Annotated in this window: 26 protein-coding genes and 1 tRNA gene; 24 read left to right on the forward strand and 3 right to left on the reverse strand. The window is 59.8% G+C overall.

Annotated elements, in window-relative coordinates:
- Nucleotides 1-236, reverse strand: a 236-nt coding sequence (locus CAG47_RS07960; protein ID WP_085724352.1) for a hypothetical protein, incomplete at its 3' end; no start/stop codon positions are given.
- A 140-nt stretch (nt 237-376) separates the two neighbouring features.
- Nucleotides 377-461, reverse strand: a tRNA-Leu gene (locus CAG47_RS07965).
- 106 nt (nt 462-567) lie between these two features.
- Here CAG47_RS07965 and queA point away from each other — a divergent pair.
- From queA to CAG47_RS07995, 6 genes are all read left to right on the forward strand, one after another.
- Nucleotides 568-1,632, forward strand: a complete 1,065-nt coding sequence (gene queA / locus CAG47_RS07970) for a tRNA preQ1(34) S-adenosylmethionine ribosyltransferase-isomerase QueA (RefSeq protein WP_085724353.1) — start codon at nt 568-570, stop codon at nt 1,630-1,632.
- A gap of 14 nt (nt 1,633-1,646) precedes the next feature.
- Complete coding sequence (gene tgt / locus CAG47_RS07975) at nt 1,647-2,762, forward strand: tRNA guanosine(34) transglycosylase Tgt (RefSeq protein ID WP_177408949.1); 1,116 nt, start codon at nt 1,647-1,649, stop codon at nt 2,760-2,762.
- A gap of 43 nt (nt 2,763-2,805) precedes the next feature.
- Nucleotides 2,806-3,141, forward strand: coding sequence for a preprotein translocase subunit YajC (yajC, locus tag CAG47_RS07980; protein ID WP_007956696.1), 336 nt, complete (start codon nt 2,806-2,808; stop codon nt 3,139-3,141).
- A 64-nt stretch (nt 3,142-3,205) separates the two neighbouring features.
- Nucleotides 3,206-5,074: a protein translocase subunit SecD gene (gene secD / locus CAG47_RS07985; RefSeq protein ID WP_085724355.1), complete on the forward strand. Its 1,869-nt coding sequence runs from the start codon at nt 3,206-3,208 to the stop codon at nt 5,072-5,074.
- A 9-nt stretch (nt 5,075-5,083) separates the two neighbouring features.
- A complete protein-coding gene (gene secF, locus CAG47_RS07990; RefSeq protein ID WP_085724356.1) occupies nt 5,084-5,998 on the forward strand; it encodes a protein translocase subunit SecF in 915 nt (304 codons plus the stop codon).
- A 121-nt stretch (nt 5,999-6,119) separates the two neighbouring features.
- The gene (locus CAG47_RS07995) at nt 6,120-6,668 is read left to right on the forward strand and encodes a glycine zipper 2TM domain-containing protein (protein WP_085724357.1); all 549 of its coding nucleotides are present in this window, start codon (nt 6,120-6,122) and stop codon (nt 6,666-6,668) included.
- 237 nt (nt 6,669-6,905) lie between these two features.
- Here the strand turns inward: CAG47_RS07995 and suhB are convergent, their stop codons facing one another.
- Nucleotides 6,906-7,724 (reverse strand): inositol-phosphate phosphatase, encoded by an 819-nt coding sequence (gene suhB / locus CAG47_RS08000; RefSeq protein ID WP_085724358.1) that lies wholly within the window; start codon nt 7,722-7,724, stop codon nt 6,906-6,908.
- A 146-nt stretch (nt 7,725-7,870) separates the two neighbouring features.
- Between suhB and trmJ the strand changes: the two genes are divergently transcribed.
- From trmJ to bamB, 18 genes are all read left to right on the forward strand, one after another.
- The gene (gene trmJ / locus CAG47_RS08005) at nt 7,871-8,641 is read left to right on the forward strand and encodes a tRNA (cytosine(32)/uridine(32)-2'-O)-methyltransferase TrmJ (RefSeq protein WP_085724359.1); all 771 of its coding nucleotides are present in this window, start codon (nt 7,871-7,873) and stop codon (nt 8,639-8,641) included.
- 2 nt (nt 8,642-8,643) lie between these two features.
- Nucleotides 8,644-9,420 carry a serine O-acetyltransferase gene (cysE, locus tag CAG47_RS08010; RefSeq protein WP_085724360.1) on the forward strand — a complete coding sequence of 259 codons (777 nt, stop codon included), beginning with the start codon at nt 8,644-8,646 and terminating at the stop codon, nt 9,418-9,420.
- A gap of 255 nt (nt 9,421-9,675) precedes the next feature.
- Entirely contained in the window at nt 9,676-10,167 is a 492-nt protein-coding gene (iscR, locus tag CAG47_RS08020) for a Fe-S cluster assembly transcriptional regulator IscR (RefSeq protein ID WP_007982741.1), read from the forward strand.
- Nucleotides 10,168-10,217: 50 nt separating this feature from the next.
- On the forward strand, nt 10,218-11,432 hold the full coding sequence (locus CAG47_RS08025) for an IscS subfamily cysteine desulfurase (protein ID WP_085724361.1): 1,215 nt from the start codon (nt 10,218-10,220) through the stop codon (nt 11,430-11,432).
- Between the two features lie 101 nt (nt 11,433-11,533).
- The gene (iscU, locus tag CAG47_RS08030) at nt 11,534-11,920 is read left to right on the forward strand and encodes a Fe-S cluster assembly scaffold IscU (RefSeq protein ID WP_007974006.1); all 387 of its coding nucleotides are present in this window, start codon (nt 11,534-11,536) and stop codon (nt 11,918-11,920) included.
- A gap of 34 nt (nt 11,921-11,954) precedes the next feature.
- Nucleotides 11,955-12,278, forward strand: a complete 324-nt coding sequence (gene iscA, locus CAG47_RS08035) for an iron-sulfur cluster assembly protein IscA (protein ID WP_003227904.1) — start codon at nt 11,955-11,957, stop codon at nt 12,276-12,278.
- 8 nt (nt 12,279-12,286) lie between these two features.
- Nucleotides 12,287-12,808 (forward strand): co-chaperone HscB, encoded by a 522-nt coding sequence (gene hscB, locus CAG47_RS08040; RefSeq protein ID WP_085724362.1) that lies wholly within the window; start codon nt 12,287-12,289, stop codon nt 12,806-12,808.
- 51 nt (nt 12,809-12,859) lie between these two features.
- Nucleotides 12,860-14,722 carry a Fe-S protein assembly chaperone HscA gene (gene hscA, locus CAG47_RS08045; protein WP_085724363.1) on the forward strand — a complete coding sequence of 621 codons (1,863 nt, stop codon included), beginning with the start codon at nt 12,860-12,862 and terminating at the stop codon, nt 14,720-14,722.
- 2 nt (nt 14,723-14,724) lie between these two features.
- Complete coding sequence (gene fdx, locus CAG47_RS08050; RefSeq protein WP_015093626.1) at nt 14,725-15,066, forward strand: ISC system 2Fe-2S type ferredoxin; 342 nt, start codon at nt 14,725-14,727, stop codon at nt 15,064-15,066.
- 14 nt (nt 15,067-15,080) lie between these two features.
- A complete protein-coding gene (iscX, locus tag CAG47_RS08055; protein WP_085724364.1) occupies nt 15,081-15,281 on the forward strand; it encodes a Fe-S cluster assembly protein IscX in 201 nt (66 codons plus the stop codon).
- Nucleotides 15,282-15,369: 88 nt separating this feature from the next.
- Nucleotides 15,370-15,795 (forward strand): nucleoside-diphosphate kinase, encoded by a 426-nt coding sequence (gene ndk / locus CAG47_RS08060; RefSeq protein ID WP_085724365.1) that lies wholly within the window; start codon nt 15,370-15,372, stop codon nt 15,793-15,795.
- Between the two features lie 28 nt (nt 15,796-15,823).
- On the forward strand, nt 15,824-16,969 hold the full coding sequence (rlmN, locus tag CAG47_RS08065; protein WP_085724366.1) for a 23S rRNA (adenine(2503)-C(2))-methyltransferase RlmN: 1,146 nt from the start codon (nt 15,824-15,826) through the stop codon (nt 16,967-16,969).
- 16 nt (nt 16,970-16,985) lie between these two features.
- Nucleotides 16,986-17,744: a type IV pilus biogenesis/stability protein PilW gene (gene pilW, locus CAG47_RS08070; protein WP_085724367.1), complete on the forward strand. Its 759-nt coding sequence runs from the start codon at nt 16,986-16,988 to the stop codon at nt 17,742-17,744.
- Nucleotides 17,744-18,757, forward strand: coding sequence for a RodZ family helix-turn-helix domain-containing protein (locus CAG47_RS08075; protein WP_085724368.1), 1,014 nt, complete (start codon nt 17,744-17,746; stop codon nt 18,755-18,757). The genes pilW and CAG47_RS08075 overlap by 1 nt, the downstream gene beginning before the upstream one ends.
- Nucleotides 18,758-18,760: 3 nt before the next feature.
- Complete coding sequence (gene ispG / locus CAG47_RS08080; RefSeq protein ID WP_020795607.1) at nt 18,761-19,870, forward strand: flavodoxin-dependent (E)-4-hydroxy-3-methylbut-2-enyl-diphosphate synthase; 1,110 nt, start codon at nt 18,761-18,763, stop codon at nt 19,868-19,870.
- Nucleotides 19,871-19,907: 37 nt separating this feature from the next.
- The gene (hisS, locus tag CAG47_RS08085; RefSeq protein ID WP_085724369.1) at nt 19,908-21,197 is read left to right on the forward strand and encodes a histidine--tRNA ligase; all 1,290 of its coding nucleotides are present in this window, start codon (nt 19,908-19,910) and stop codon (nt 21,195-21,197) included.
- A 41-nt stretch (nt 21,198-21,238) separates the two neighbouring features.
- Nucleotides 21,239-21,880 (forward strand): tetratricopeptide repeat protein, encoded by a 642-nt coding sequence (locus CAG47_RS08090; RefSeq protein ID WP_085724370.1) that lies wholly within the window; start codon nt 21,239-21,241, stop codon nt 21,878-21,880.
- Nucleotides 21,873-23,024 (forward strand): outer membrane protein assembly factor BamB, encoded by a 1,152-nt coding sequence (gene bamB, locus CAG47_RS08095; protein ID WP_085724371.1) that lies wholly within the window; start codon nt 21,873-21,875, stop codon nt 23,022-23,024. Before CAG47_RS08090 ends, bamB begins: the two co-directional genes overlap by 8 nt.
- Nucleotides 23,025-23,209: the final 185 nt, after the last annotated feature.

Below are 23,209 nucleotides of genomic sequence, written 5' to 3' on the forward strand. Positions count from 1 at the left end.
CCCAACTCCCGCCCCAACGGCTTATCCACACCCCCAACCGCCTCCAACGCCAACCCCACACACTCACCTACCTTCACCTGAATCCCCTCAACATCCCCACGCCGCACCAGCAGCTCAAACACATCCCGCTGGTAATCACCCATCACCAGGTCATCACGCAGGATCGGGCTTTGGTCTTCGGTTTCGTAGGCCAGTTTGAGGGAGTAGAGGGCGACGGTTTCCAAGTGTAATTCCATGGGGGGAATCCTTTTGAAAGGGGCGGGTGTAGAGCAAAAGACAAAAGATCGCCAGCGTGCTGGCTCCTACAGGTCCGGGGGTGTGGTGCTTTTCTGTAGGCGAAAAAAAAGGCCTTGCTGTGCAAGACCTTTCTCAATTTTGGTGCCCCGAGGGAGACTCGAACTCCCACTCCTTTCGAAAACGGATTTTGAATCCGCCGCGTCTACCAATTCCGCCATCAGGGCAATGGCCGCGGAGTATAAAGATGAGATTACCGTCGGTCAATCAGGTACATAGAGAATTTTTGATATTTCCGCTAGACTTCCCGGCCCTGCTAGACGACACCCCATCATGCGCGTTGCTGACTTTACTTTCGAACTCCCTGATTCGCTGATCGCTCGCCATCCTCTGGCTGAGCGGCGCGGCAGTCGCCTGTTGACTCTCGATGGAGTCAGCGGCGCCCTGGCACACCGTCAATTCACTGATTTGCTTGAGCTTTTGCGCCCTGGCGATTTGATGGTGTTCAACAATACCCGGGTGATTCCGGCGCGGCTGTTTGGCCAGAAGGCTTCCGGCGGCAAGCTGGAAATCCTGGTGGAGCGGGTGCTCGACAGTCATCGCGTGCTGGCCCATGTGCGTTCCAGCAAGTCGCCCAAGCCGGGGTCGAAGATCCTGATCGACGGCGGTGGCGAGGCCGAGATGCTGGCGCGCCATGATGCGTTGTTCGAGCTGGGCTTTGCCGAAGAGGTGTTGGCGCTGCTCGACCGCGTCGGGCATATGCCGCTGCCTCCCTATATAGATCGCCCGGATGAAGGCGCCGACCGCGAGCGTTACCAGACCGTCTACGCCGAGCGTTTGGGCGCGGTGGCGGCACCGACGGCGGGGTTGCATTTCGATCAGGTGCTGCTGGAGGCGATTGCCGCCAAGGGTGTCGAGACTGCGTTCGTGACCCTGCACGTCGGCGCTGGCACCTTCCAGCCGGTGCGCGTGGAGAAGATCGAAGACCACCACATGCACAGTGAATGGCTGGAAGTCGGCCAGGACGTGGTCGATGCCGTTGCCGCCTGTCGCGCCCGCGGTGGTCGCGTGGTGGCGGTGGGGACCACCAGCGTGCGTTCCCTGGAAAGCGCCGCCCGCGATGGCGTGCTCAAGCCGTTCAGCGGCGATACAGACATTTTCATCTACCCGGGCCGGCCGTTTCATGTGGTCGATGCCCTGGTCACCAACTTCCATTTGCCCGAATCCACGCTGTTGATGCTGGTTTCGGCGTTCGCCGGTTATCCGGAGACCATGGCCGCCTATAAAGCGGCGGTCGAAAACGGATACCGCTTTTTCAGCTACGGTGATGCGATGTTCATCACCCGTAACCCCGCGCCTGCCGGTCCTAAAGAGCCAGGCCCAGAGGAAACCGTATGAGTCGCGAATGTCGCATGTCGTTTGAGCTGCTTGCCACCGATGGCAAGGCTCGTCGTGGTCGCCTGACCTTCCCCCGTGGCACCGTCGAGACCCCGGCCTTCATGCCGGTGGGCACCTACGGCACGGTCAAGGGCATGCTGCCGCGGGATATCGAGGCGATCGGTGCTGAAATCATTCTGGGCAACACCTTCCACCTGTGGCTGCGCCCAGGCATGGAAGTGATCAAGAAGCACGGCGACCTGCACGATTTCATGCAGTGGAAGGGCCCGATTCTGACCGACTCCGGCGGTTTCCAGGTGTTCAGCCTGGGTGCCATGCGCAAGATCAAGGAGGAGGGCGTGACCTTCGCTTCTCCGGTCGATGGCGCAAAAGTGTTCATGGGCCCGGAAGAGTCGATGCAGGTCCAGCGTGACCTGGGCTCCGACATCGTGATGATTTTCGACGAATGCACCCCGTACCCGGCCGACGAAGACGTCGCCCGCGTGTCCATGGAGTTGTCCCTGCGTTGGGCTCAGCGCTCGAAAAACGCCCATGGCGACAACACGGCGGCGCTGTTCGGTATCGTTCAGGGCGGCATGCACCAGGACCTGCGCATGCGCTCCCTGGAAGGCCTCGACAAGATCGGCTTCGATGGCCTGGCCATTGGCGGTCTGTCGGTGGGCGAGCCCAAGCACGAGATGATCAAGGTGCTGGATTACCTGCCGGGCATGATGCCGGCTGACAAACCTCGTTACCTTATGGGCGTTGGCAAACCGGAAGACTTGGTTGAGGGTGTGCGCCGCGGTGTGGACATGTTCGATTGCGTGATGCCAACCCGCAATGCCCGCAATGGGCATCTGTTCATCGATACCGGCGTGCTGAAGATCCGAAACGCGTTCCATCGCCATGATGATTCGCCGCTCGATCCGACCTGCGATTGCTATACCTGCCAGAACTTCTCCCGCGCTTATCTGCATCACCTGGACAAGTGCGGCGAAATGCTGGGAAGCATGCTCAATACCATCCATAACTTGCGTCATTATCAAGTGCTTATGGCTGGTTTGCGCGAGGCTATTCAACAGGGTACATTGGCCGCCTTTGTCGATGCCTTCTACGCCAAGCGCGGGTTACCTGTTCCGCCTTTGGACTGAGTTTTCTGACCCCAAGATTCAACATTTGCAACTGGAGTGCTAAATGAGCTTTTTTATCTCTAATGCCATGGCAGACGCTGCAGCACCTGCGGCAGCCCCTATGGGCGGCGGCTTCGAGTGGATTTTCCTGGTCGGCTTCCTGGTCATCTTCTACCTGATGATCTGGCGTCCACAGGCCAAGCGCGCCAAAGAGCAGAAAAACCTGCTGAGCAGCCTGCAGAAGGGCGACGAAGTTGTGACCACCGGCGGCATCGCCGGCAAGATCACCAAGGTTGCCGACGATTTCGTCGTTCTGGAAGTTTCCGACACCGTGGAAATGAAGTTCCAGAAAGGCGCCATCGCCGCCACGCTGCCAAAAGGCACGCTCAAAGCGATCTAAGTTTCAACTTCATCTTCAATCGACGGGGCGCGCAAGGCGCCCCGCGTCATAAACGGGCGGCGTGATGCTGAACAAATATCCTCTGTGGAAATACATTCTGATCCTGGCGGTGCTGGCGATCGGTCTGATTTATTCCGCTCCCAATCTTTATCCTGACGACCCGGCCATTCAGGTCAGCGGTGCAAGCACTGCGCTGCAAGTCAATCAGGCTGATCTGGATCGTGTGAGCGCTGCGCTCAAGGAATCCGGGATCAACGTCAAGGCTGCCTCGTTGGCTGCCGGCGGCAAGGGTGGGCTGATTCGCCTGACCAAGGCTGAAGACCAGCTGCCAGCCAAGGACGTCGTGCGCAAGGCATTGGGTGATGACTACGTCGTTGCGCTGAACCTGGCGCAAACCACCCCGCAATGGCTGCGCAACCTCGCGGCGCACCCGATGAAGCTGGGTCTGGACTTGTCCGGTGGTGTGCACTTCCTGCTGGAAGTGGACATGGACAAAGCCCTCGACGCGCGCCTGAAGGTCTACGAAGGCGATGTAAAGAGCCTGCTGCGTAAAGAAAAACTGCGCTATCGCAGCCTGCCGCAACTGGGTGGTGCAATCCAGCTGGGCTTCGCTGATGAAGACAGCCGCGAACAGGCCCGTGTGCTGATTCGCAAGAACTTCAACGATTTCGACATTGTTCCGGCCGACCTCAATGGCCAGCCGGTGCTGCGTCTGGCGATGACCCCGGCCAAGCTGGCGGAAATCCGCGAATACTCCATCAAGCAGAACTTGACCACGGTACGTAACCGCGTCAACGAGCTGGGTGTTGCCGAACCGATCGTTCAGCGCCAGGGCGCCAACCGCATCGTGGTTGAGCTGCCGGGCGTGCAGGACACCGCCGAAGCCAAGCGTATCCTCGGCAAGACGGCCAACCTGGAGTTCCGTCTGGCCGCTGAGCCGGGTGCTTCGAAAGCCACTTCCGAATCCTTCGAGTTCCGTGAGGGCAAGCGTCCTCCTGCGCTGATCGAGCGTGGCCTGATCATCACCGGTGACCAGGTGACCGACGCCAAGGCTGGCTTCGGCGAGCACGGCACCCCGGAAGTGAACATTCGTCTGGACGGTCACGGCGGCGAGCTGATGAACCGTGCGACCCGTTCGAACGTTGGTCGCAGCATGGCGGTGATCTTCATCGAACAGCGTCCGGTCACCACTTACACCAAGCAAGTGGTCGACGGCGTCGAAAAAGACGTGCCGGTCCAGAGCTTCAAGGAAGAGAAGAAGATCATCAGCCTGGCGACCATCCAGTCGCCGCTGGGTGCTCAGTTCCGTATCACCGGCCTGAACGGCCAGGGCGAATCGTCCGAGCTGGCGCTGTTGCTGCGTGCCGGTGGTCTGGCGGCACCGATGTACTTCGCTGAAGAGCGCACCATTGGTCCGAGCCTGGGTGCGGACAACATCACCAAGGGTATCGATGCTTCGCTGTGGGGCATGTTGTTCGTCTCGCTGTTCATCATCGCCATCTACCGCTTCTTCGGCCTCATCGCCACCGTCGCGCTGGCAGTGAACATGGTGATGCTGCTGGCCCTGATGTCGCTGCTGGGTGCAACGCTGACCCTGCCGGGTATCGCCGGTATCGTGTTGACCATGGGCATGGCGGTCGACGCCAACGTGCTGATCTTCTCGCGGATCCGTGAAGAGATCGCCGCCGGCATGACCGTGCAGCGCGCAATCAACGAAGGCTTCGGCCGGGCATTCACCGCGATTCTCGACGCCAACCTGACCACCTTGCTGGTCGGCGGCATTCTCTTTGCCATGGGCACCGGCCCGGTCAAGGGCTTCGCAGTGACCATGTCCCTCGGGATCTTTACCTCGATGTTCACGGCCATCATGGTGACCCGCGCGATGGTCAACCTGATCTTCGGCGGTCGTGACTTCAAGAAGTTGTGGATTTAAGGGGCTGCCATGTTACGTACAATCAACTTCATGGGCGTCCGCAACTTTGCGTTCGGCGTCACATTGTTCCTTACCGCACTGGCAATATTCAGTGTCTTCCACAAGGGCATGAACTGGGGCCTGGACTTCACCGGCGGTACGCTCATCGAGCTGACCTACGAGCGTCCGGCCGATGTCACCAAGGTGCGTGAGCAACTGGTTACTGCTGGTTATCACGAAGCCATCGTGCAGAACTTCGGCGCGACCACTGATCTGCTGGTGCGCATGCCTGGCGAAGACCCGCAACTGGGTCACCAGGTGGCCGAAGCCTTGCAGAAGGTCGGCGGCGAGAACCCGGCGACGGTCAAGCGCGTCGAGTTCGTCGGCCCGCAGGTGGGTGAAGAGCTGCGCGACCAGGGCGGCCTCGGCATGCTGATGGCGCTGGGTGGCATCCTGATCTACCTGGCTTTCCGCTTTCAGTGGAAGTTTGCGGTCGGTGCGATCGTGTCCCTGGTCCACGACGTGATCGTGACCATCGGTATCCTGTCGTTCTTCCAGATCACCTTCGACCTGACGGTGCTGGCGGCGGTACTGGCGATCATCGGCTACTCGCTCAACGACACCATCGTGGTATTCGACCGGGTTCGCGAGAACTTCCGTGTGCTGCGCAAGGCCAGCCTGATCGAGAACATCAACATCTCGACCACGCAAACCCTGCTGCGGACCATGGCGACCTCGATCTCCACCTTGCTGGCGATCGCGGCACTGCTGTTCTTTGGTGGCGACAACCTGTTCGGTTTCTCGATTGCCCTGTTCGTCGGTGTCATGGCGGGTACTTACTCGTCGATCTACATCGCGAACGTGGTGCTGATCTGGCTGAACCTGAGCACTGAAGACCTGATTCCTCCGGTCAATACCGAGAAGGAAGTCGACGATCGTCCTTGAAGGAAGCTTCCTTCAGTGATGTAGTCCGAAAAAGGCGCGAGTTGAACTCGCGCCTTTTTTTGTGCTCCAAGGCTGGGAGAAGCGCGGACATGTTCCGCATGTGAAGGTCCAGGAGGTTCATGTGAACAAGTCGATGTTGGTTGGTGCTGTACTGGGTGCTGTCGGTGTGACTGCCGGGGGTGCTGTGGCCACCTACAGCCTGGTTAAAAGCGGCCCTGAGTTCGCACAAGTGCTCGCCGTTGAGCCGGTCAAGACACAAATCAAGACTCCACGTGAAGTGTGCAAGGATGTAACGGTCACCCGGCAGGCGCCGGTGAAAGATCAACATCAGATCGCCGGTACGGTGGTCGGTGCATTGGCAGGTGGTTTGCTGGGTAACCAGATCGGTGGTGGCACCGGCAAGAAGATCGCCACGGTCGCGGGTGCTGTCGGTGGTGGCTATGCCGGCAACAAGGTGCAGGAAGGCATGCAGGAGCGTGATACCTACACCACGACCCAGACCCGCTGCAATACGGTCAATGACATCAGTGACAAGGTCGTAGGTTACGACGTGCGGTATTCGCTGGATGGCAAGGAAGGCAAGGTGCGTATGGATCGCGATCCGGGGAACCAGATTCCTGTGGATAAGGAAGGCAAGTTGATCTTGTCGGAGAATCAGGCGGCTCAGTGATCTGCTGATGCTGGATAAAAAAGAAGCACCCTGCGGGGTGCTTTTTTTATGTGCGACGCCAACCCTCTGTAGGAGCGAGCATGCTCGCGATGGTCGTCAACGATAACGCTGGCTGCCTGAATGCCTGCGGTGTCCTCGGGTTTTTCGCGAGCATGCTCGCTCCTACAGGGGGAGAGGGGTGTTTTCGGCAGGCATAAAAAAAGCACCCCGAAGGGTGCTTTTTCTGTCGCCGAACGCTTAGCGCTTCAGCGAGGCTGGCAGGTGCGGCTGGATCGCCGTCAGGACTGCCTTGAAGCATTTGGTGTTGCCGGCAACGACGTGGCCTTTTTCAAGGAAGTCGTGGCCGCCGGTGAAGTCGCTCACCAGACCGCCTGCTTCCTGGATCAGCAGGGCGCCTGCAGCCATGTCCCACTCGGACAGGCCCGACTCCCAGAAGGCGTCGAAACGGCCGGCTGCCACGTAGGCCAGGTCCAGGCTCGCGGAGCCTGCGCGGCGGATGCCGGCGGTCTGGCCAACCAGGGCGCGGAACATGCCCAGGTAGTTGTCGAGGTTGTCCATCTGGTCGTCGCGGAACGGGAAGCCGGTACCCAGCAGGGCGCCGTCCAGGCTGGTGCGGCCGCTGACGCGCAGGCGACGACCGTTCAGTTGGGCGCCGCGACCACGGCTGGCGGTGAATTCTTCCTGGCGAACCGGGTCCAGAACAACGGCGTGCTCAAGACGACCGCGGTATTTGCAGGCGATGCTGACAGCGAAATGAGGAATGCCACGCAGGAAGTTGGTGGTGCCGTCCAGTGGGTCGATGATCCACAGGTACTCTTCGCCTTCGATGCCGGTGCCGGCGTGCAGGCCGGTCTCTTCACCCATGATCGAGTGATTCGGGTAAGCCTTGCGCAGGGCGTCGATGATTTTCTGTTCGGCGGCGCGATCCACCTCGGATACATAATCCTTGGCGTCTTTTTCGTCAACCTTGATGGTGTCCAGGCGCTCGATGGAGCGGAAGATCAATTCACTGGCGGCGCGGGCGGCGCGCAGCGCGATATTCAGCATTGGCTGCATGGATGTGTCACCTAAGGTTGTTAAAGAAAGCCGAGCATTCTATCAGAAAGTTTCTACAGGAGAAGGACGACGTTCGCTTTCATGGCTTAACGGTAGGATGAGTTGTAAGATTCCGCTCCCGATTATCGTGTTCGAGAGCGCCTCCCTTGCTGCAAAACATTCGTGTCGTGCTGGTCAATACCAGTCATCCGGGCAATATCGGCGGGACTGCGCGCGCCATGAAGAACATGGGGCTGTCGCGGCTGGTGCTGGTTGATCCTCGCGTGTTCCCGCATCACGAAGCCGATGCCCGTGCTTCCGGTGCCGGTGACATCCTTGAAAACGCGCAAGTCGTCGCCACCTTGGAAGATGCGTTGGTCGGCTGCAATCTGGTGCTTGGCACCAGCGCCCGCGACCGGCGGATTCCCTGGCCGCTGCTCGACCCCCGCGAATGTGGGGTGAAAGTGGTCGAGGAGGCCGGGCAGGGCGCGGAAATCGCCCTGGTGTTCGGTCGCGAAGATTCCGGCCTGACCAACGAAGAGCTGCAACGATGTCATTATCACGTGCACATCCCATCAGACCCTGAGTTCAGCTCGCTGAACCTTGGGGCGGCGGTGCAGGTGTTGAGTTATGAGGTGCGCATGTCCTGGCTCGCGGCCCAAGGCCAGCCGAGCAAGGTCGAGAAGGAAGAGGTGGCATCGGTCAAAAGCATGGAGCTGGCGACCATGGACGAGCTGGAGCGATTCTATGAGCACCTGGAGCAGACCCTGGTGGCCATCGAATTCCTCGATCCGGAAAAACCACGGCACTTGATGGCGCGCCTGCGCCGGTTGTACGGACGCAGCTCGGTCAGCCGGGCGGAAATGAATATATTGCGTGGCATCCTCACGGAAACCCAGAAAGCGGCCCGTGGCGAGCTTCTTAAGCGGAAGGATTAATGATGTTCGAGCGTTTGCGTGAAGATATCCAGAGCGTATTCCATCGAGACCCGGCGGCGCGTAACGCTTTTGAAGTCCTGACGTGCTACCCCGGCATGCATGCCATCTGGATACACCGTTTGTCGGCAATGCTGTGGCGAGCGGACCTGAAATGGCTGGCGCGGCTGGTGTCGAATTTCGGTCGCTGGTTGACCGGGATCGAGATTCATCCGGGGGCCCGGGTGGGCCGTCGCTTCTTCATTGACCATGGCATGGGCATCGTTATCGGTGAAACCGCCGAGATCGGCGATGACGTGACCATTTATCAGGGCGTGACCCTGGGTGGTACCAGTTGGAACAAGGGCAAGCGCCACCCGACGCTGGGTGATGGCGTTGTGGTAGGGGCGGGCGCGAAGGTGCTCGGCCCGTTCACGGTGGGTGCCGGGGCCAAGGTCGGCTCCAATGCCGTTGTGACCAAGGAAGTGCCGCCGGGTGCCACGGTGGTGGGTATTCCGGGGCGCATCATCGTCAAGCCCGATGAAGAGCAGGACGCCAAGCGCAAGGCCATGGCCGAGAAGATCGGCTTCGATGCCTACGGTGTGACTGAAGACATGCCTGACCCGGTGGCTCGCGCCATCAACCAGTTGCTCGATCATCTGCAGGCGGTCGATGGGCGTCTGGAGGGGATGTGCGGGGCATTGAAGGATCTGGGCAGCAATTACTGTGCAAAAGATCTGCCGGAGCTGCGTGAAGAAGACTTTGCCTGTGTGAAGGATAAGGATCAGAGCCAGGCAGGCTAAAACTGCGGCGCTTCCTTCGCGAGCAGGCTCGCTCCCACAGGAGATCGAATTGTCCAGGCGGACGCGGTCCAGTGTGGGAGCGAGCCTGCTCGCGAAGAACGATGACTCGGTATTGCTGGCTGTTCACGGCCAGCCTTTGCTATGATGCGGCCGCTCTTTTGCGGGTAAACCCGACTAAAGTACTTGGTCTTATAGTTGACTTAAATACTCGGGAATTGCATACTCGCCCTATTCCGAACTCCGTGGTAATTGTCCATGCGACTGACTACAAAAGGCCGATACGCCGTGACCGCCATGCTTGACCTGGCGTTGCACGCGCAGCACGGGCCCGTGTCCCTGGCCGATATCTCCGAGCGCCAAGGCATCTCCCTGTCCTACCTCGAGCAGCTTTTCGCCAAATTGCGCCGCAGCAACCTGGTGTCCAGCGTGCGTGGTCCAGGCGGTGGTTACCAGTTGTCCCGCGACATGCAGGGCATCCAGGTCGCCCAGGTGATCGATGCGGTGAACGAATCGGTCGATGCCACCAAATGCCAGGGGCAGGGCGATTGCCATTCCGGCGACACTTGCCTGACTCACCACCTGTGGTGCGATCTGAGCCTGCAGATTCACGAATTTCTGAGCGGTATCAGCTTGGCCGACCTTGTGACTCGCCGTGAGGTGCAAGAAGTAGCCCAGCGTCAGGACCAGCGCCGTTGCAACAGCAAGGTGCCACGCCTGGACAAGATTGAAGCGTCCGCCGTCGAATGACAGCCGAAGAGCTAGCGGCACGCCAGCCAGCCTGATTTAGGAGATAGTCCATGAAATTGCCGATTTACCTTGATTACTCTGCGACCACCCCGGTTGATCCGCGTGTTGCGCAAAAAATGAGTGAATGCCTGCTGGTCGACGGAAACTTCGGTAACCCGGCGTCCCGTTCCCATGTGTTCGGCTGGAAAGCCGAAGAGTCCGTCGAAAACGCCCGTCGTCAGGTGGCCGACCTGGTCAACGCCGACCCGCGTGAAATCGTCTGGACCTCCGGTGCCACCGAATCCGACAACCTGGCAATCAAGGGTGCGGCGCATTTCTATGCCACCAAGGGCAAGCACCTGATCACCACCAAGATCGAGCACAAGGCTGTCCTGGACACCATGCGCCAACTGGAGCGTGAAGGTTTCGAAGTGACCTACATCGAGCCGCGCACCGACGGCCTGGTGACCCCGGAGATGATCGAAGCCGAATTGCGTGACGACACCATCCTGGTTTCGGTCATGCACGTGAACAACGAAATCGGCACCATCAACGACATCGCGGCGATCGGCGAACTGCTCCGTTCCAAGGGCATCCTGTTCCACGTGGACGCCGCTCAGTCCACCGGCAAGGTCGAGATCGACCTGCAGAAACTGAAAGTCGACATGATGTCCTTTTCCGCCCACAAGACCTACGGTCCCAAAGGCATCGGCGCCCTGTACGTCGGCCGCAAGCCGCGTGTCCGCATCGAAGCGACCATGCACGGTGGCGGCCACGAGCGCGGCATGCGTTCCGGTACCCTGGCGACCCACCAGATCGTCGGCATGGGTGAGGCTTTCCGTGTAGCCAAGGAAGACATGGCTGCCGAGAACGCGCGCATCAAGGCCTTGAGCGACCGTTTCTACAAGCAGGTCGAGCATCTGGAAGAGCTGTACGTCAACGGCAGCCTGACCGCCCGCGTTCCGCACAACCTGAACCTGAGCTTCAACTACGTCGAAGGCGAGTCGCTGATCATGGCGCTCAAGGATCTGGCGGTTTCGTCCGGTTCGGCCTGCACCTCGGCATCGCTTGAGCCTTCGTACGTACTGCGCGCCCTGGGTCGCAACGACGAACTGGCACACAGCTCGATCCGCTTCACCTTCGGCCGCTTCACCACCGAAGAAGAAATCGATTATGCCGCGCAGAAAGTCTGCGAGGCCGTCACCAAGCTGCGCGCACTGTCGCCGCTGTGGGACATGTACAAAGACGGCGTCGATATCTCGAAGATCGAGTGGGCGGCACACTAACGATAGTAGCCGCCGGATACAGGTCCTGTAGCAGCGCGGCGGTACACGCAGCGAAACTGCAGGGTCTCGAGAGCGGCCCTGATGAGTGAGGATTGAGAATCATGGCTTACAGCGAAAAGGTCATCGACCACTACGAAAACCCGCGCAACGTCGGCAAGATGGACGCGGAAGATCCTGATGTCGGCACCGGCATGGTCGGCGCTCCGGCGTGCGGCGACGTGATGCGCCTGCAGATCAAGGTCAACGACGCCGGCATCATCGAAGATGCCAAGTTCAAGACCTACGGCTGCGGTTCGGCCATCGCTTCCAGCTCCCTCGCCACCGAGTGGATGAAGGGCAAGACCCTGGACGAAGCGGAAACCATCAAGAACACCCAGCTGGCTGAAGAACTGGCGCTGCCGCCAGTGAAAATCCACTGCTCGGTACTCGCTGAAGACGCCATCAAGGCTGCCGTTCGCGACTACAAGCAGAAGAAAGGCTTGATCTGATTTTCGAGTTTTGGCGACGAGTAAGGAGTCACCGATGGCTATCAGCATGACAGAAGCGGCTGCTCGACACGTGCGGCGCTCCCTCGACGGGCGCGGCAAAGGTGAAGGGATTCGTCTGGGTGTTCGCACCACAGGCTGTTCCGGTCTTGCCTACGTGCTGGAGTTTGTCGACGAGGTGGTTGCAGAGGATCAGGTGTTCGAAAGTCACGGCGAAAAAGTGATTATCGACCCGAAAAGCCTGGCTTACCTGGACGGCACCGAGCTCGATTTCGTCAAGGAAGGGTTGAACGAAGGCTTCAAGTTCAACAACCCCAACGTGCGCGGTGAGTGTGGCTGCGGCGAAAGCTTCAACATCTGAGGCTTGTCGTGGGTACTCCTTGTCATTTCGCTTTATTCGAGCTGCAACCGAGTTTCAATCTGGATCTCGACCAGCTGGCTACGCGCTACCGTGAGTTGGCGCGCGGCGTTCATCCGGACCGCTTCGCCGACGCTTCCGAGCGCGAGCAGCGGCTGGCCCTTGAGCGGTCGGCGAGTCTCAACGAGGCCTACCAGACGCTCAAGAGTCCGCCCAAGCGTGCGCGCTATCTGCTTGCCCTGAATGGTGGCGAATTGCCGCTGGAAGTCACGGTGCATGATCCGGGGTTCCTGCTGCAACAGATGGAATTGCGCGAAGAGCTCGAAGACCTGCAGGACAGCGCCGACCTCAATGGCGTTGCCGTCTTCAAGCGTCGCCTGAAGGCTGCCCAGGATGAACTGAACCAAAGCTTCGCAGCTTGCTGGAACGATGCAGCGCAACGCGAGCAGGCCGAACGCCTGATGCGGCGCATGCAGTTCCTTGACAAGCTCACCTACGAAGTGCGCCAGTTAGAAGAGCGCCTCGACGATTAACCCAGTGCCGCCTCGGTCGCACGCCTGATATACAGATAAGTCCCGATAACGATGGCCCTACTGCAGATCGCCGAACCCGGCCAAAGTCCTCAACCGCACCAGCGCCGCCTGGCTGTGGGGATCGACTTGGGTACTACCAATTCGCTGGTCGCTGCATTGCGCAGTGGTCTTTCCGAGCCGCTTGCCGACGCAGAAGGGCGGGTCATCCTGCCGTCTGCCGTGCGCTATCACGCCGATCGCGTCGAGGTCGGCGAGTCCGCCAAGCTGGCTGCCGCTACCGATCCCTTGAACACCGTGCTGTCGGTCAAGCGCTTGATGGGTCGTGGTCTGTCCGACGTCAAGCAACTGGGGGATCAGTTGCCGTACCGCTTTGTCGGTGGCGAGTCGCACATGCCGTTCATCGAGACGATCCAGGGGCCGAAAAGCCCGGTGGAGGTCTCTGCCGATATCCTCAAGGTCCTGCGTCAGCGTGCCGAAGCGACCCTGGGTGGCGAGTTGGTGGGGGCGGTGATCACCGTTCCGGCCTACTTCGACGACGCTCAACGTCAAGCCACCAAGGATGCGGCCAAGCTGGCCGGCCTGAACGTGCTGCGCTTGCTCAACGAACCGACTGCGGCCGCTGTGGCTTATGGTCTGGATCAGCATGCCGAAGGCCTGGTCGCGATCTACGACCTGGGGGGCGGTACCTTCGATATTTCGATTCTGCGCCTGACCGGTGGTGTCTTCGAAGTCCTGGCTACTGGCGGCGACAGCGCCCTGGGCGGTGACGACTTCGATCACGCGATCGCTGGCTGGATCATCGAGAGCGCTGGCCTGTCGGCCGATCTCGATCCGGGTGCGCAACGCAACTTGCTGCAAACCGCCTGTGCGGCGAAAGAGTTCCTGACTAACGCTGCGGCCGTTGATGTGGCCTATGGCGACTGGAAAGCCGAACTGACCCGCGAAGCTTTCAATGCATTGATCGAGCCGATGGTCGCTCGCAGCCTGAAAGCCTGCCGCCGCGCCGTTCGCGATTCCGCTATCGAGCTGGAAGACGTGCATGCGGTGGTCATGGTTGGTGGTTCGACCCGCGTACCTCGCGTTCGCGAAGCCGTTGCAGAAGCCTTCGGTCGCCAACCGCTGACTGAAATCGATCCGGACCAAGTGGTGGCTATTGGTGCTGCGATCCAGGCCGATACCCTGGCCGGCAACAAGCGTGATGGCGACGAATTGCTGCTGCTGGACGTTATCCCGCTGTCCCTGGGGTTGGAAACCATGGGCGGCCTGATGGAGAAGGTGATTCCGCGCAACACCACCATCCCCGTCGCTCGCGCCCAGGACTTCACCACGTACAAAGACGGCCAGTCGGCCATGGCCATCCACGTATTGCAGGGCGAGCGCGAGCTGATCAGCGACTGCCGCTCCCTGGCGCGCTTCGAATTGCGCGGTATTCCGTCGATGGTGGCTGGCGCGGCGAAGATTCGCGTGACCTTTCAGGTCGATGCCGACGGTCTGCTCAACGTCTCCGCACGTGAGCTGGGTTCGGGCGTTGAAGCCAGCATTCAGGTCAAGCCGTCCTACGGTCTGACCGACGGCGAAATCGCCAGGATGCTCAAGGACTCGTTCCAGCACGCCAATGACGACAAGGTTGCGCGCGTATTGCGCGAGCAGCAGGTCGACGCCCAACGCCTGATCGAAGCGGTGCAGGCCGCTCTGGAGGCCGATGGCGAACGCTTGCTCGACGCCGACGAGCGCATGGTCATCGAACTGCAGGTGCAGGAACTGACCGAACTGATGAAAGGTACCGATGGTTACGCCATCGAGCAGCAGACCAAGCGTCTGTCGCAAGTGACCGATGCCTTTGCTGCCCGCCGCCTGGATTCGACGGTGAAAGCCGCGCTGGCGGGGCGCAACCTGAATGAGATTGAGGAATAACGATGCCGCAGGTCATTTTTCTGCCACACGAAAAGTTTTGCCCCGAAGGCATGGTCGTGGAGGCTGAGACGGGTGTTTCCATCCTCGAGCTGGCCCATGAGCACCATATCGAGATGGAAAGTGCCTGCGGCGGCGTCTGCGCCTGCACCACCTGCCACTGCATCATTCGCGAGGGTTTCGACTCGCTGGAAGAGGCCGACGAGCTGGAGGAAGACTACCTTGATAAGGCTTGGGGTCTTGAGCGCGAGTCTCGCCTGGGGTGCCAGGCCAAGGTCGGTACCGAAGACCTGACGGTCGAAATTCCGAAGTACTCGCTCAATCACGCAGCCGAAGCACCGCACTGATTCAAGGAATTGTCATGAAACTCAAGTGGACTGATGTGCTGGAGATCGCGATCCAGCTGGCCGAAAGCAAGCCCGACGTGGATCCACTGTCGGTCAACTTCGTCGATCTGCGTAAATGGGTAATGGAATTGCCCGATTTCGACGACATGCCTGAGCATTGTGGCGAAAAGATCCTGGAGGCCATTCAGGCCCACTGGATCGAAGAACGCGACTGAGCCACGCCGCAGGTTAGGCAATACCCGAGAACCCGCGTATAATTCGCGGGTTTAATTTTTCGTAAATTACCGTTTCTGGAGTTACACCATGGCTGTTCAACGTACTTTCTCCATCATCAAGCCTGACGCCGTTGCCAAAAACGTGATCGGCAAGATCACCACTCGTTTCGAAGACGCTGGCCTGCGCATCGTCGCTTCGAAAATCAAGCAACTGTCCAAAGCCGAAGCCGAAGGTTTCTACGCTGAGCACAAAGAGCGCGGTTTCTTCGCTGACCTGGTTGCCTTCATGACTTCCGGTCCTGTTGTCGTTCAGGTTCTGGAAGGCGAAAACGCTATCGCTCGCAACCGTGAGCTGATGGGCGCTACCAACCCTAAAGAAGCTGCTGCCGGCACCATCCGTGCTGACTTCGCTGAATCGATCGACGCCAACGCTGTTCACGGTTCGGACTCCGAAGCCGCTGCCGCTCGCGAAATCGCATACTTCTTCGCAGCTACTGAAGTAACCACTCGCTAAGCATTGGCTTAAGAGTGAAGGTGAATCCATGACTACATCGACTGTAAAAACCAACCTGCTGGGTCTGACTCAACAGGAAATGGAAAAATTCTTCGACTCAATCGGGGAGAAGCGTTTCCGTGCCGGTCAGGTAATGAAATGGATTCACCACTTTGGCGTCGATGATTTCGACGCCATGACGAACGTCAGCAAGGCCTTGCGCGAAAAGCTCAAGGCTGTTGCTGAAATTCGCGGCCCCGAAGTGGTCAGCGAGGACATCTCCAGCGACGGTACCCGCAAGTGGGTGGTGCGCGTGGCGTCCGGCAGCTGCGTCGAGACCGTGTACATTCCCCAGGGCAAACGCGGCACCTTGTGCGTTTCGTCCCAGGCAGGCTGTGCCCTGGATTGCAGTTTCTGCTCCACCGGCAAGCAAGGCTTCAACAGCAACCTCACCGCCGCCGAAGTCATTGGCCAGGTGTGGATTGCCAACAAATCCTTTGGCAGCGTCCCGGCCACCGTCGACCGTGCCATCACCAACGTGGTGATGATGGGCATGGGTGAGCCGCTGCTGAACTTCGACAACGTCATCGCCGCCATGCACCTGATGATGGACGACCTGGGCTACGGCATTTCCAAGCGCCGCGTGACCCTGTCGACCTCCGGCGTGGTGCCGATGATCGATGAGCTGCACAAGCACATCGACGTCTCGCTGGCGTTGTCCCTGCACGCACCGAATGACGCATTGCGTAACCAATTGGTGCCGATCAATAAAAAATATCCGCTTAAGATGCTGCTCGAGTCGTGCCAGCGCTACATGTCGAATCTCGGCGAAAAGCGCGTGCTGACCATCGAATACACCTTGCTTAAAGACGTCAATGACAAGGTCGAGCACGCCGTGGAAATGATCGAGCTGCTCAAGAACATCCCGTGCAAGATCAACCTGATCCCGTTCAACCCGTTCCCGCATTCCGGGTACGAGCGTCCGAGCAACAACGCCATTCGGCGTTTCCAGGATCAGCTTCATCATGCCGGTTTCAACGTCACCGTCCGCACCACTCGTGGTGAAGACATCGACGCGGCCTGTGGTCAATTGGTAGGGCAGGTGCTGGATCGCACCCGTCGCAGCGAACGTTATATCGCCGTGCGCGAGTTGAGCGCCGACAACGATATGGCCGTGAACGCCGCGAACAAGTAAACAAGAGAGGATCTCTATGTCCCTGCGCTTTGCGCTGCTTTTGCTGTTGGCCAGCCTGTGTGCCGGCTGCGTGCTTTCGGGCGACTACAACCCGATGAAGACCAGCAAGGGCCGTGATGAAGCGCGGGAAGCCTATGTGCAGTTGGGCATCGGTTATTTGCAGCAGGGCATGACCGAGCGGGCAAAGGTGCCGTTGAGGAAGGCGCTGGAACTGGATGGCTCGGATGCGGATGCCAACGCGGCGCTGGGATTGGTGTTCCAGGCCGAAATGGAGCCGGAACTGGCCGATGAGCATTTCCACAAGGCACTGTCTTCCCGTCCTGCCGATGCGCGAATCCTGAACAACTACGGCAGTTTTCTGTTTGAGCAGCAGCGTTACAAGGAAGCCTACGAGCGCTTTGAGCAGGCCGCCGCCGATACCCTGTATCCCGAGCGTTCACGGGTATTCGAAAACCTCGGCATGACCGCCTCGATGCTGGGGGAGCGCGAGCTGGCCCGGCAACAACTGGAAAAAGCCCTGCGCCTGAATCGCCAACAACCTCGTGCATTGCTGGAAATGGCTGAGTTGTCTTACGAAGACAGGCATTATGTGCCCTCGCGTGACTACTACGATCGTTTTAGCCTGCTTGCCGAGCAAAATGCACGTAGTCTATTGCTCGGCGTTCGGCTGGCAAAAGTGTTTGATGATCGCGACAAGGCCGCAAGCAAAGGCCTGCAACTAAAAAGACTCTATCCCGGTACGCCGGAATATCAGCAATACCTGTCGGAGCAATGATGAAAGCGGCGCATCCCGAAGTTGTAGCAGCGAATCGCGTTAACCCCGGTGAGACCTTGCGCCAGGCCCGCGAAAGCAATGGCTGGTCGCTGGCCGAAGTGGCCCTCAAGCTCAACCTCACCACCACTTCCCTGAGCAACCTGGAAGCCGGCGCTTTCGACAAGCTGCCCGGGCATACTTTTGCCCGTGGTTATATTCGCGCCTATGCCAAATTGCTCGGCATGGATCAGGCCGTACTGGTCCAGCAATTCGATCAATCCACCGGTACCGATTCCCAGGGCAGCAGCGTTCACAGCCTTGGGCGTATCGAAGAACCGGTCCGGGTTTCCCACACCATTTTGCGTATCGTCAGCTTGCTGTTGCTGGTGGCGGTGATTGGCGGCGGTTTTGTCTGGTGGCAGGACCAGACTTCGTTGCGCACCAAGGACCTGATCGGTCTGGCACCAGAGCATGTCGAAGTCGAGGGCGCCGACGGTACGACACAGATTCACCCGCTGGACGAGCCGGAAGACCAGGCCGTCGTGGAAGGCCAGGCCGAAGGCGCAACCGCCCTCGCGCTGCCACAGGCCGACGCTCCGGCCGAAGCACCGGTGGACGCTCAGGCGACTGCGCCAGCCGCCCCCGCAGCACCGGCCACTCCAGCCGCTACCGCACCTGTTGTCGCAGCACCGGTCGTTCCAGCAACGCCGACACCTGCCGTCCCGGCCCCAGTGGTGACTGCGCCAGTAGCCCCGAGCGCTCCTGCTCCTGCGGCAGCCGCGCCAGTGGCTGGTCAGGGCCAGGTTCAGGTGCAGTTCACCGCTGATTGCTGGACACAAGTGACCGACGGTAGCGGCAAGGTGTTGTTCAGCGGTCTCAAACGCAAAGGCGACAGCCTGGCAGTCAATGGCAAACCACCGTTCGCCGTGCGCCTGGGCTTTGCCCGCGGTGCCCAGGTCAGCTACAACGGCCAGTCGGTTGATGTCGCTCCGTTCACCAGTGGCGAGACTGCTCGCCTGAAGTTGGGTCAATAAGTCATGCACGGCGAATCTCCAATCAAACGTCGCGAATCCCGCAAGATCTGGGTCGGTAACGTGCCTGTCGGCGGCGATGCGCCTATCGCTGTGCAGAGCATGACCAACAGCGACACCAACGATGTCGCGGCCACCGTCGCGCAAATCAATCGCCTGGAAGCCGCCGGCGTCGATATCGTGCGGGTCTCCGTACCGGACATGGACGCCGCGGAGGCCTTCGGCAAGATCAAGCAACTGGTCAAGGTGCCGTTGGTTGCCGACATTCACTTCGACTACAGGATCGCATTGCGCGTAGCCGAACTGGGTGTCGATTGCCTGCGGATCAACCCGGGCAACATCGGTCGCGAAGACCGCGTGCGTGCGGTGGTCGATGCCGCCCGTGACCGCGGGATTCCGATTCGTATCGGCGTGAACGCCGGTTCCCTGGAAAAAGACCTGCAAAAGAAATACGGCGAGCCGACTCCGGCAGCGCTGGTCGAATCTGCCTTGCGTCATGTCGAGCACCTTGAACGCCTGAATTTCCAGGATTTCAAGGTCAGCGTGAAAGCCTCCGATGTGTTCATGGCCGTCGAAGCGTACCGCCTGCTGGCCAAGGAAATTGTCCAGCCGCTGCACCTGGGCATCACCGAAGCCGGTGGTTTGCGTTCAGGCACGGTGAAATCCGCCGTTGGCCTCGGTATGCTGCTCGCCGAAGGGATTGGCGATACTATCCGCATCTCGTTGGCGGCCGACCCGGTCGAGGAAGTGAAAGTCGGCTACGACATTCTCAAGTCCCTGCACCTGCGCTCCCGTGGCATCAACTTCATCGCCTGCCCGAGCTGCTCGCGGCAGAACTTCGATGTGGTCAAGACCATGAACGAGCTGGAAGGGCGCCTCGAAGATCTGCTGGTGCCGCTGGATGTCGCGGTTATCGGTTGCGTGGTCAACGGTCCGGGCGAAGCCAAGGAAGCCCACATCGGCTTGACCGGCGGCACGCCGAACCTGATTTACATCGATGGCAAGCCATCGCAGAAGCTGACGAATGACAATCTGGTGGATGAGCTGGAACGCTTGATCCGCGAGAAAGCGGCCGAAAAGGTCGAAGCTGACGCTGCCGTTATTGCGCGCGGCTGAACCTGACTGAAGAGCCGAACGAATTTAAGGATTTAAAGTGAGCAAGTCATTGCAAGCCATTCGTGGCATGAACGACATCCTGCCCGAACAGACTCCCCTGTGGCGTCATTTCGAAGGCACCGTTTCGCGCCTGCTGGATAACTACGGTTACAAGCAGATCCGCATGCCGATCGTCGAGTTCACCGAGCTGTTCAAGCGCTCCATCGGTGAAGTGACCGACATCGTCGAAAAAGAGATGTACACCTTCGACGACCGCAACGGCGACTCCCTGACCCTGCGCCCTGAAGGCACGGCGGCTTGTGTGCGCGCAGTGCTGGAGCACGGCATCACTGGTGGTGGCCAGGTTCAGAAACTCTGGTACATCGGCCCGATGTTCCGTCACGAGCGTCCGCAGAAAGGCCGTTATCGCCAGTTCCACCAGATCGGTGTCGAAGTGTTCAACCTCGACGGTCCGGACATCGACGCCGAGCTGATCGTGCTGACCTGGCGCCTGTGGGGCGAGTTGGGCATCCGTGATGCGGTAAAGCTCGAGCTCAACAGCCTGGGCACCAGCGAATCCCGTGGTCGTTACCGTGAAGCGTTGGTCGCGTTCCTGTCGCAGCACATGGACAAGCTGGACGAAGACAGCCAGCGCCGCCTGAAGACCAACCCGCTGCGCGTCCTGGACACCAAGAACGCCGAGACACAGGCGATTCTGGTCGATGCGCCGAAAATGGCCGACTACCTCGACGAAGAATCCCGCGTGCATTTCGAGGGCCTCAAGGCTCGCCTCGACGCCGCCGGCATTCCCTACGTGATCAACCCGAAGCTGGTTCGCGGGCTGGATTACTACAGCAAGACCGTTTTCGAATGGGTCACCGACAAACTCGGCGCCCAGGGCACCGTGTGCGCCGGTGGTCGTTACGACGGCCTGGTGGAGCAGATGGGCGGCAAGCCGACTGCTGGCGTTGGTTTCGCCATGGGCATCGAGCGCCTAGTCCTGCTGCTGGAAACCCTGGAGCAGATCCCGGAAGAAATCTCCCGCCAGGTCGATGTCTACCTCTGCGCCTTCGGTGAAGCCGCCGAACTCGCCGGCTTGAGCCTGGCGGAGCGCGTTCGTGACCAGTTGCCCAACCTGCGCCTGCAAGTGAATGCCGGCGCCGGCAGCTTCAAAAGCCAGTTCAAGAAGGCCGACAAGAGCGGTGCGCTGTATGCGCTGATCCTCGGTGACGACGAAATGGCCCAGCAAGTGGTAGGTTTCAAACCCCTGCGTGGCCAGGGCGAACAACAAAGCATTGCCTGGGATGCGCTTGCTGCACACCTGGCCACCTGCGTCGTGCAGGGTTGAAGCTGTCTAAACAGCCGAATTAGCGATTAAGGAGTATTGGGGTGTCGAGTACCGAAGAGGAACAGCTGGCGGATTTGAAGGAGTGGTGGTCACGCAACGGCAAGCCCCTGGTTACTGGCGGCCTGTTGGCGCTGGTCATCGTGTTCGGCTGGCAGGCGTTCCACAAGTATCAGAGCAATCAGTCGCAAGGCGCCTCGATTCTCTATCAGCAATTGCTCGAAACCACGCTGACGCCTGATGGCAAGCCTGATGCGGCCCGTGTTTCGGACCTGGCCGGCAAGCTCAACAGCGAGTTCGGCGGCAGCGCCTATGCGCAGTACGGCAGCCTGTTCGTGGCTAAAGTAGCGGTCGACAGCGGCAAGCTGGACGACGCGGCCAGCGAGCTCAAAGCCATTGTTGACAAGCCGGCCAATCCGGCGCTGGGCGAAATCGCCCGTCAGCGTCTGGCTCAGGTGCTGGGCGCGCAGAACAAGGCCGACGAAGCGCTGAAACTGCTTGAAGGCGATGCCGACAAGGCATTCCTGGCCACTCGCGAAGAGCTCAAGGGCGACCTGCTGGTGCAGCTGGGTCGTACCGATGAGGCGAGCGCGGCGTATCAGAAAGCCAAGGCGGCGCTGTCGGATGAAGCAGCGGTCGGTGGCCTGCAAATCAAGCTGGACGACCTGGCCAAAGGGGATGCGTGACGTGATTCGTTGGAAACATGCAGCATTGCTGGCTCTGGCCTTGTTGGCCGCGGGTTGCAGCAGCAACAGTAAAAAAGAATTGCCTCCGGCCGAACTGGTCGACTTCAAGGAAGAAGTGGTTCTGCACAAGCAGTGGAGTCGTTCGATCGGTGACGGTCAGGGCGAAACCTACAACATGCTGGTTCCGGCCATCGATGGCGATACCATCTATGCCGCCGACGTCACTGGCGTGTTGATGGCGATGGACCGCAACACGGGCGACGTCAAATGGAAGAAAGACCTCGAACTGCCTGTCTCCGGCGCCGTTGGCGTAGCCTACGGTCTGGTCACCATCGGTACGCTCAAGGGTGAAATCGTTGCCCTGGACGCCATCAACGGTGAAGAGAAGTGGCGCGCTCGCGTGTCCAGCGAAGTGCTGGCACCGCCAGCCAACAACGGAGACGTTGTGGTGGTTCAGACCCAGGACGATCGCCTGATCGGCCTGGATGCCTCCACCGGTAACCGTCGCTGGATCTATGACAGCACGCCTGCGGTACTGACCCTGCGTGGCACCAGTGCGCCGATCGTGACCAACCGCCTCGCGGTGGCTGGCCTGTCGACCGGTAAAGTGGTTGCCCTGAATATCTCCAATGGCGTACCGGTGTGGGAACAGCGCGTAGCGATCCCGCAAGGTCGTTCGGAGCTGGAGCGTGTGGTCGATATCGACGGTGGCCTGCTGCTGTCGGGAGAGACGCTGTATGTCGCCAGCTATCAGGGGCGCGTTGCCGCTCTGGACCTGCAAAGCGGCCGTCAGCTCTGGCAGCGTGATGCTTCCAGCTACGCCGGTGTCGCCCAGGGTTTTGGCACCGTTTATGTGAGCCTGTCTTCGGGCACCGTTGAAGGCGTCGACGAGCGTTCCACCACAGCCTTGTGGAGCAACGATTCGTTGGCCCGTCGTCAACTGTCGGCCCCGGAAGTGTTCTCCAGCTACGTTGCAGTCGGTGACCTGGAAGGTTACCTGCACCTGCTGAGTCAGGTGGACGGTCGTTTCGTCGGCCGCGAGCGCATCGACAGCGACGGCCTGCGTGCCCGTCCGCTGGTGGTGGGTGACACGATTTATGTGTATGGCAACAGCGGCAAACTGGAAGCCCTGACCATCAAGTAACAACTATGCTTGGGGTTGATACCCCAGGCGGCTACACCTGTTGGTATGTCTCAAACCGTAGGAGCGAGCACGCTCGCGATCGCGAGCATGCTCGCTCCTACAGGGATCGGGGATGTGCCCGGGAAAGCCCTCGAGCACCAGCCGCTGCCTCGCAGCGGCTTTTGTATTTTCTGAAAAACGAAGTG

Source organism: Pseudomonas sp. R37(2017) (assembly GCF_002113375.1).
In the GTDB taxonomy this organism is placed as follows: domain Bacteria; phylum Pseudomonadota; class Gammaproteobacteria; order Pseudomonadales; family Pseudomonadaceae; genus Aquipseudomonas.

Excerpts from the sequence above, each read along its gene's own strand:
- tgt (WP_177408949.1), top strand. The coding sequence starts at position 1,647 with ATGTCGTTTGAGCTGCTTGCCACCGATGGCAAGGCTCGTCGTGGTCGC.
- CAG47_RS08025 (WP_085724361.1), top strand. The coding sequence starts at position 10,218 with ATGAAATTGCCGATTTACCTTGATTACTCTGCGACCACCCCGGTTGAT.
- iscR (WP_007982741.1), top strand. The coding sequence starts at position 9,676 with ATGCGACTGACTACAAAAGGCCGATACGCCGTGACCGCCATGCTTGAC.
- ndk (WP_085724365.1), top strand. The coding sequence starts at position 15,370 with ATGGCTGTTCAACGTACTTTCTCCATCATCAAGCCTGACGCCGTTGCC.
- fdx (WP_015093626.1), top strand. The coding sequence starts at position 14,725 with ATGCCGCAGGTCATTTTTCTGCCACACGAAAAGTTTTGCCCCGAAGGC.
- queA (WP_085724353.1), top strand. The coding sequence starts at position 568 with ATGCGCGTTGCTGACTTTACTTTCGAACTCCCTGATTCGCTGATCGCT.
- cysE (WP_085724360.1), top strand. The coding sequence starts at position 8,644 with ATGTTCGAGCGTTTGCGTGAAGATATCCAGAGCGTATTCCATCGAGAC.
- yajC (WP_007956696.1), top strand. The coding sequence starts at position 2,806 with ATGAGCTTTTTTATCTCTAATGCCATGGCAGACGCTGCAGCACCTGCG.
- CAG47_RS08075 (WP_085724368.1), top strand. The coding sequence starts at position 17,744 with ATGAAAGCGGCGCATCCCGAAGTTGTAGCAGCGAATCGCGTTAACCCC.
- hscA (WP_085724363.1), top strand. The coding sequence starts at position 12,860 with ATGGCCCTACTGCAGATCGCCGAACCCGGCCAAAGTCCTCAACCGCAC.
- secD (WP_085724355.1), top strand. The coding sequence starts at position 3,206 with ATGCTGAACAAATATCCTCTGTGGAAATACATTCTGATCCTGGCGGTG.
- iscU (WP_007974006.1), top strand. The coding sequence starts at position 11,534 with ATGGCTTACAGCGAAAAGGTCATCGACCACTACGAAAACCCGCGCAAC.
- rlmN (WP_085724366.1), top strand. The coding sequence starts at position 15,824 with ATGACTACATCGACTGTAAAAACCAACCTGCTGGGTCTGACTCAACAG.
- bamB (WP_085724371.1), top strand. The coding sequence starts at position 21,873 with ATGCGTGACGTGATTCGTTGGAAACATGCAGCATTGCTGGCTCTGGCC.
- ispG (WP_020795607.1), top strand. The coding sequence starts at position 18,761 with ATGCACGGCGAATCTCCAATCAAACGTCGCGAATCCCGCAAGATCTGG.
- secF (WP_085724356.1), top strand. The coding sequence starts at position 5,084 with ATGTTACGTACAATCAACTTCATGGGCGTCCGCAACTTTGCGTTCGGC.
- iscX (WP_085724364.1), top strand. The coding sequence starts at position 15,081 with ATGAAACTCAAGTGGACTGATGTGCTGGAGATCGCGATCCAGCTGGCC.
- iscA (WP_003227904.1), top strand. The coding sequence starts at position 11,955 with ATGGCTATCAGCATGACAGAAGCGGCTGCTCGACACGTGCGGCGCTCC.
- pilW (WP_085724367.1), top strand. The coding sequence starts at position 16,986 with ATGTCCCTGCGCTTTGCGCTGCTTTTGCTGTTGGCCAGCCTGTGTGCC.
- suhB (WP_085724358.1), bottom strand. The coding sequence starts at position 7,724 with ATGCAGCCAATGCTGAATATCGCGCTGCGCGCCGCCCGCGCCGCCAGT.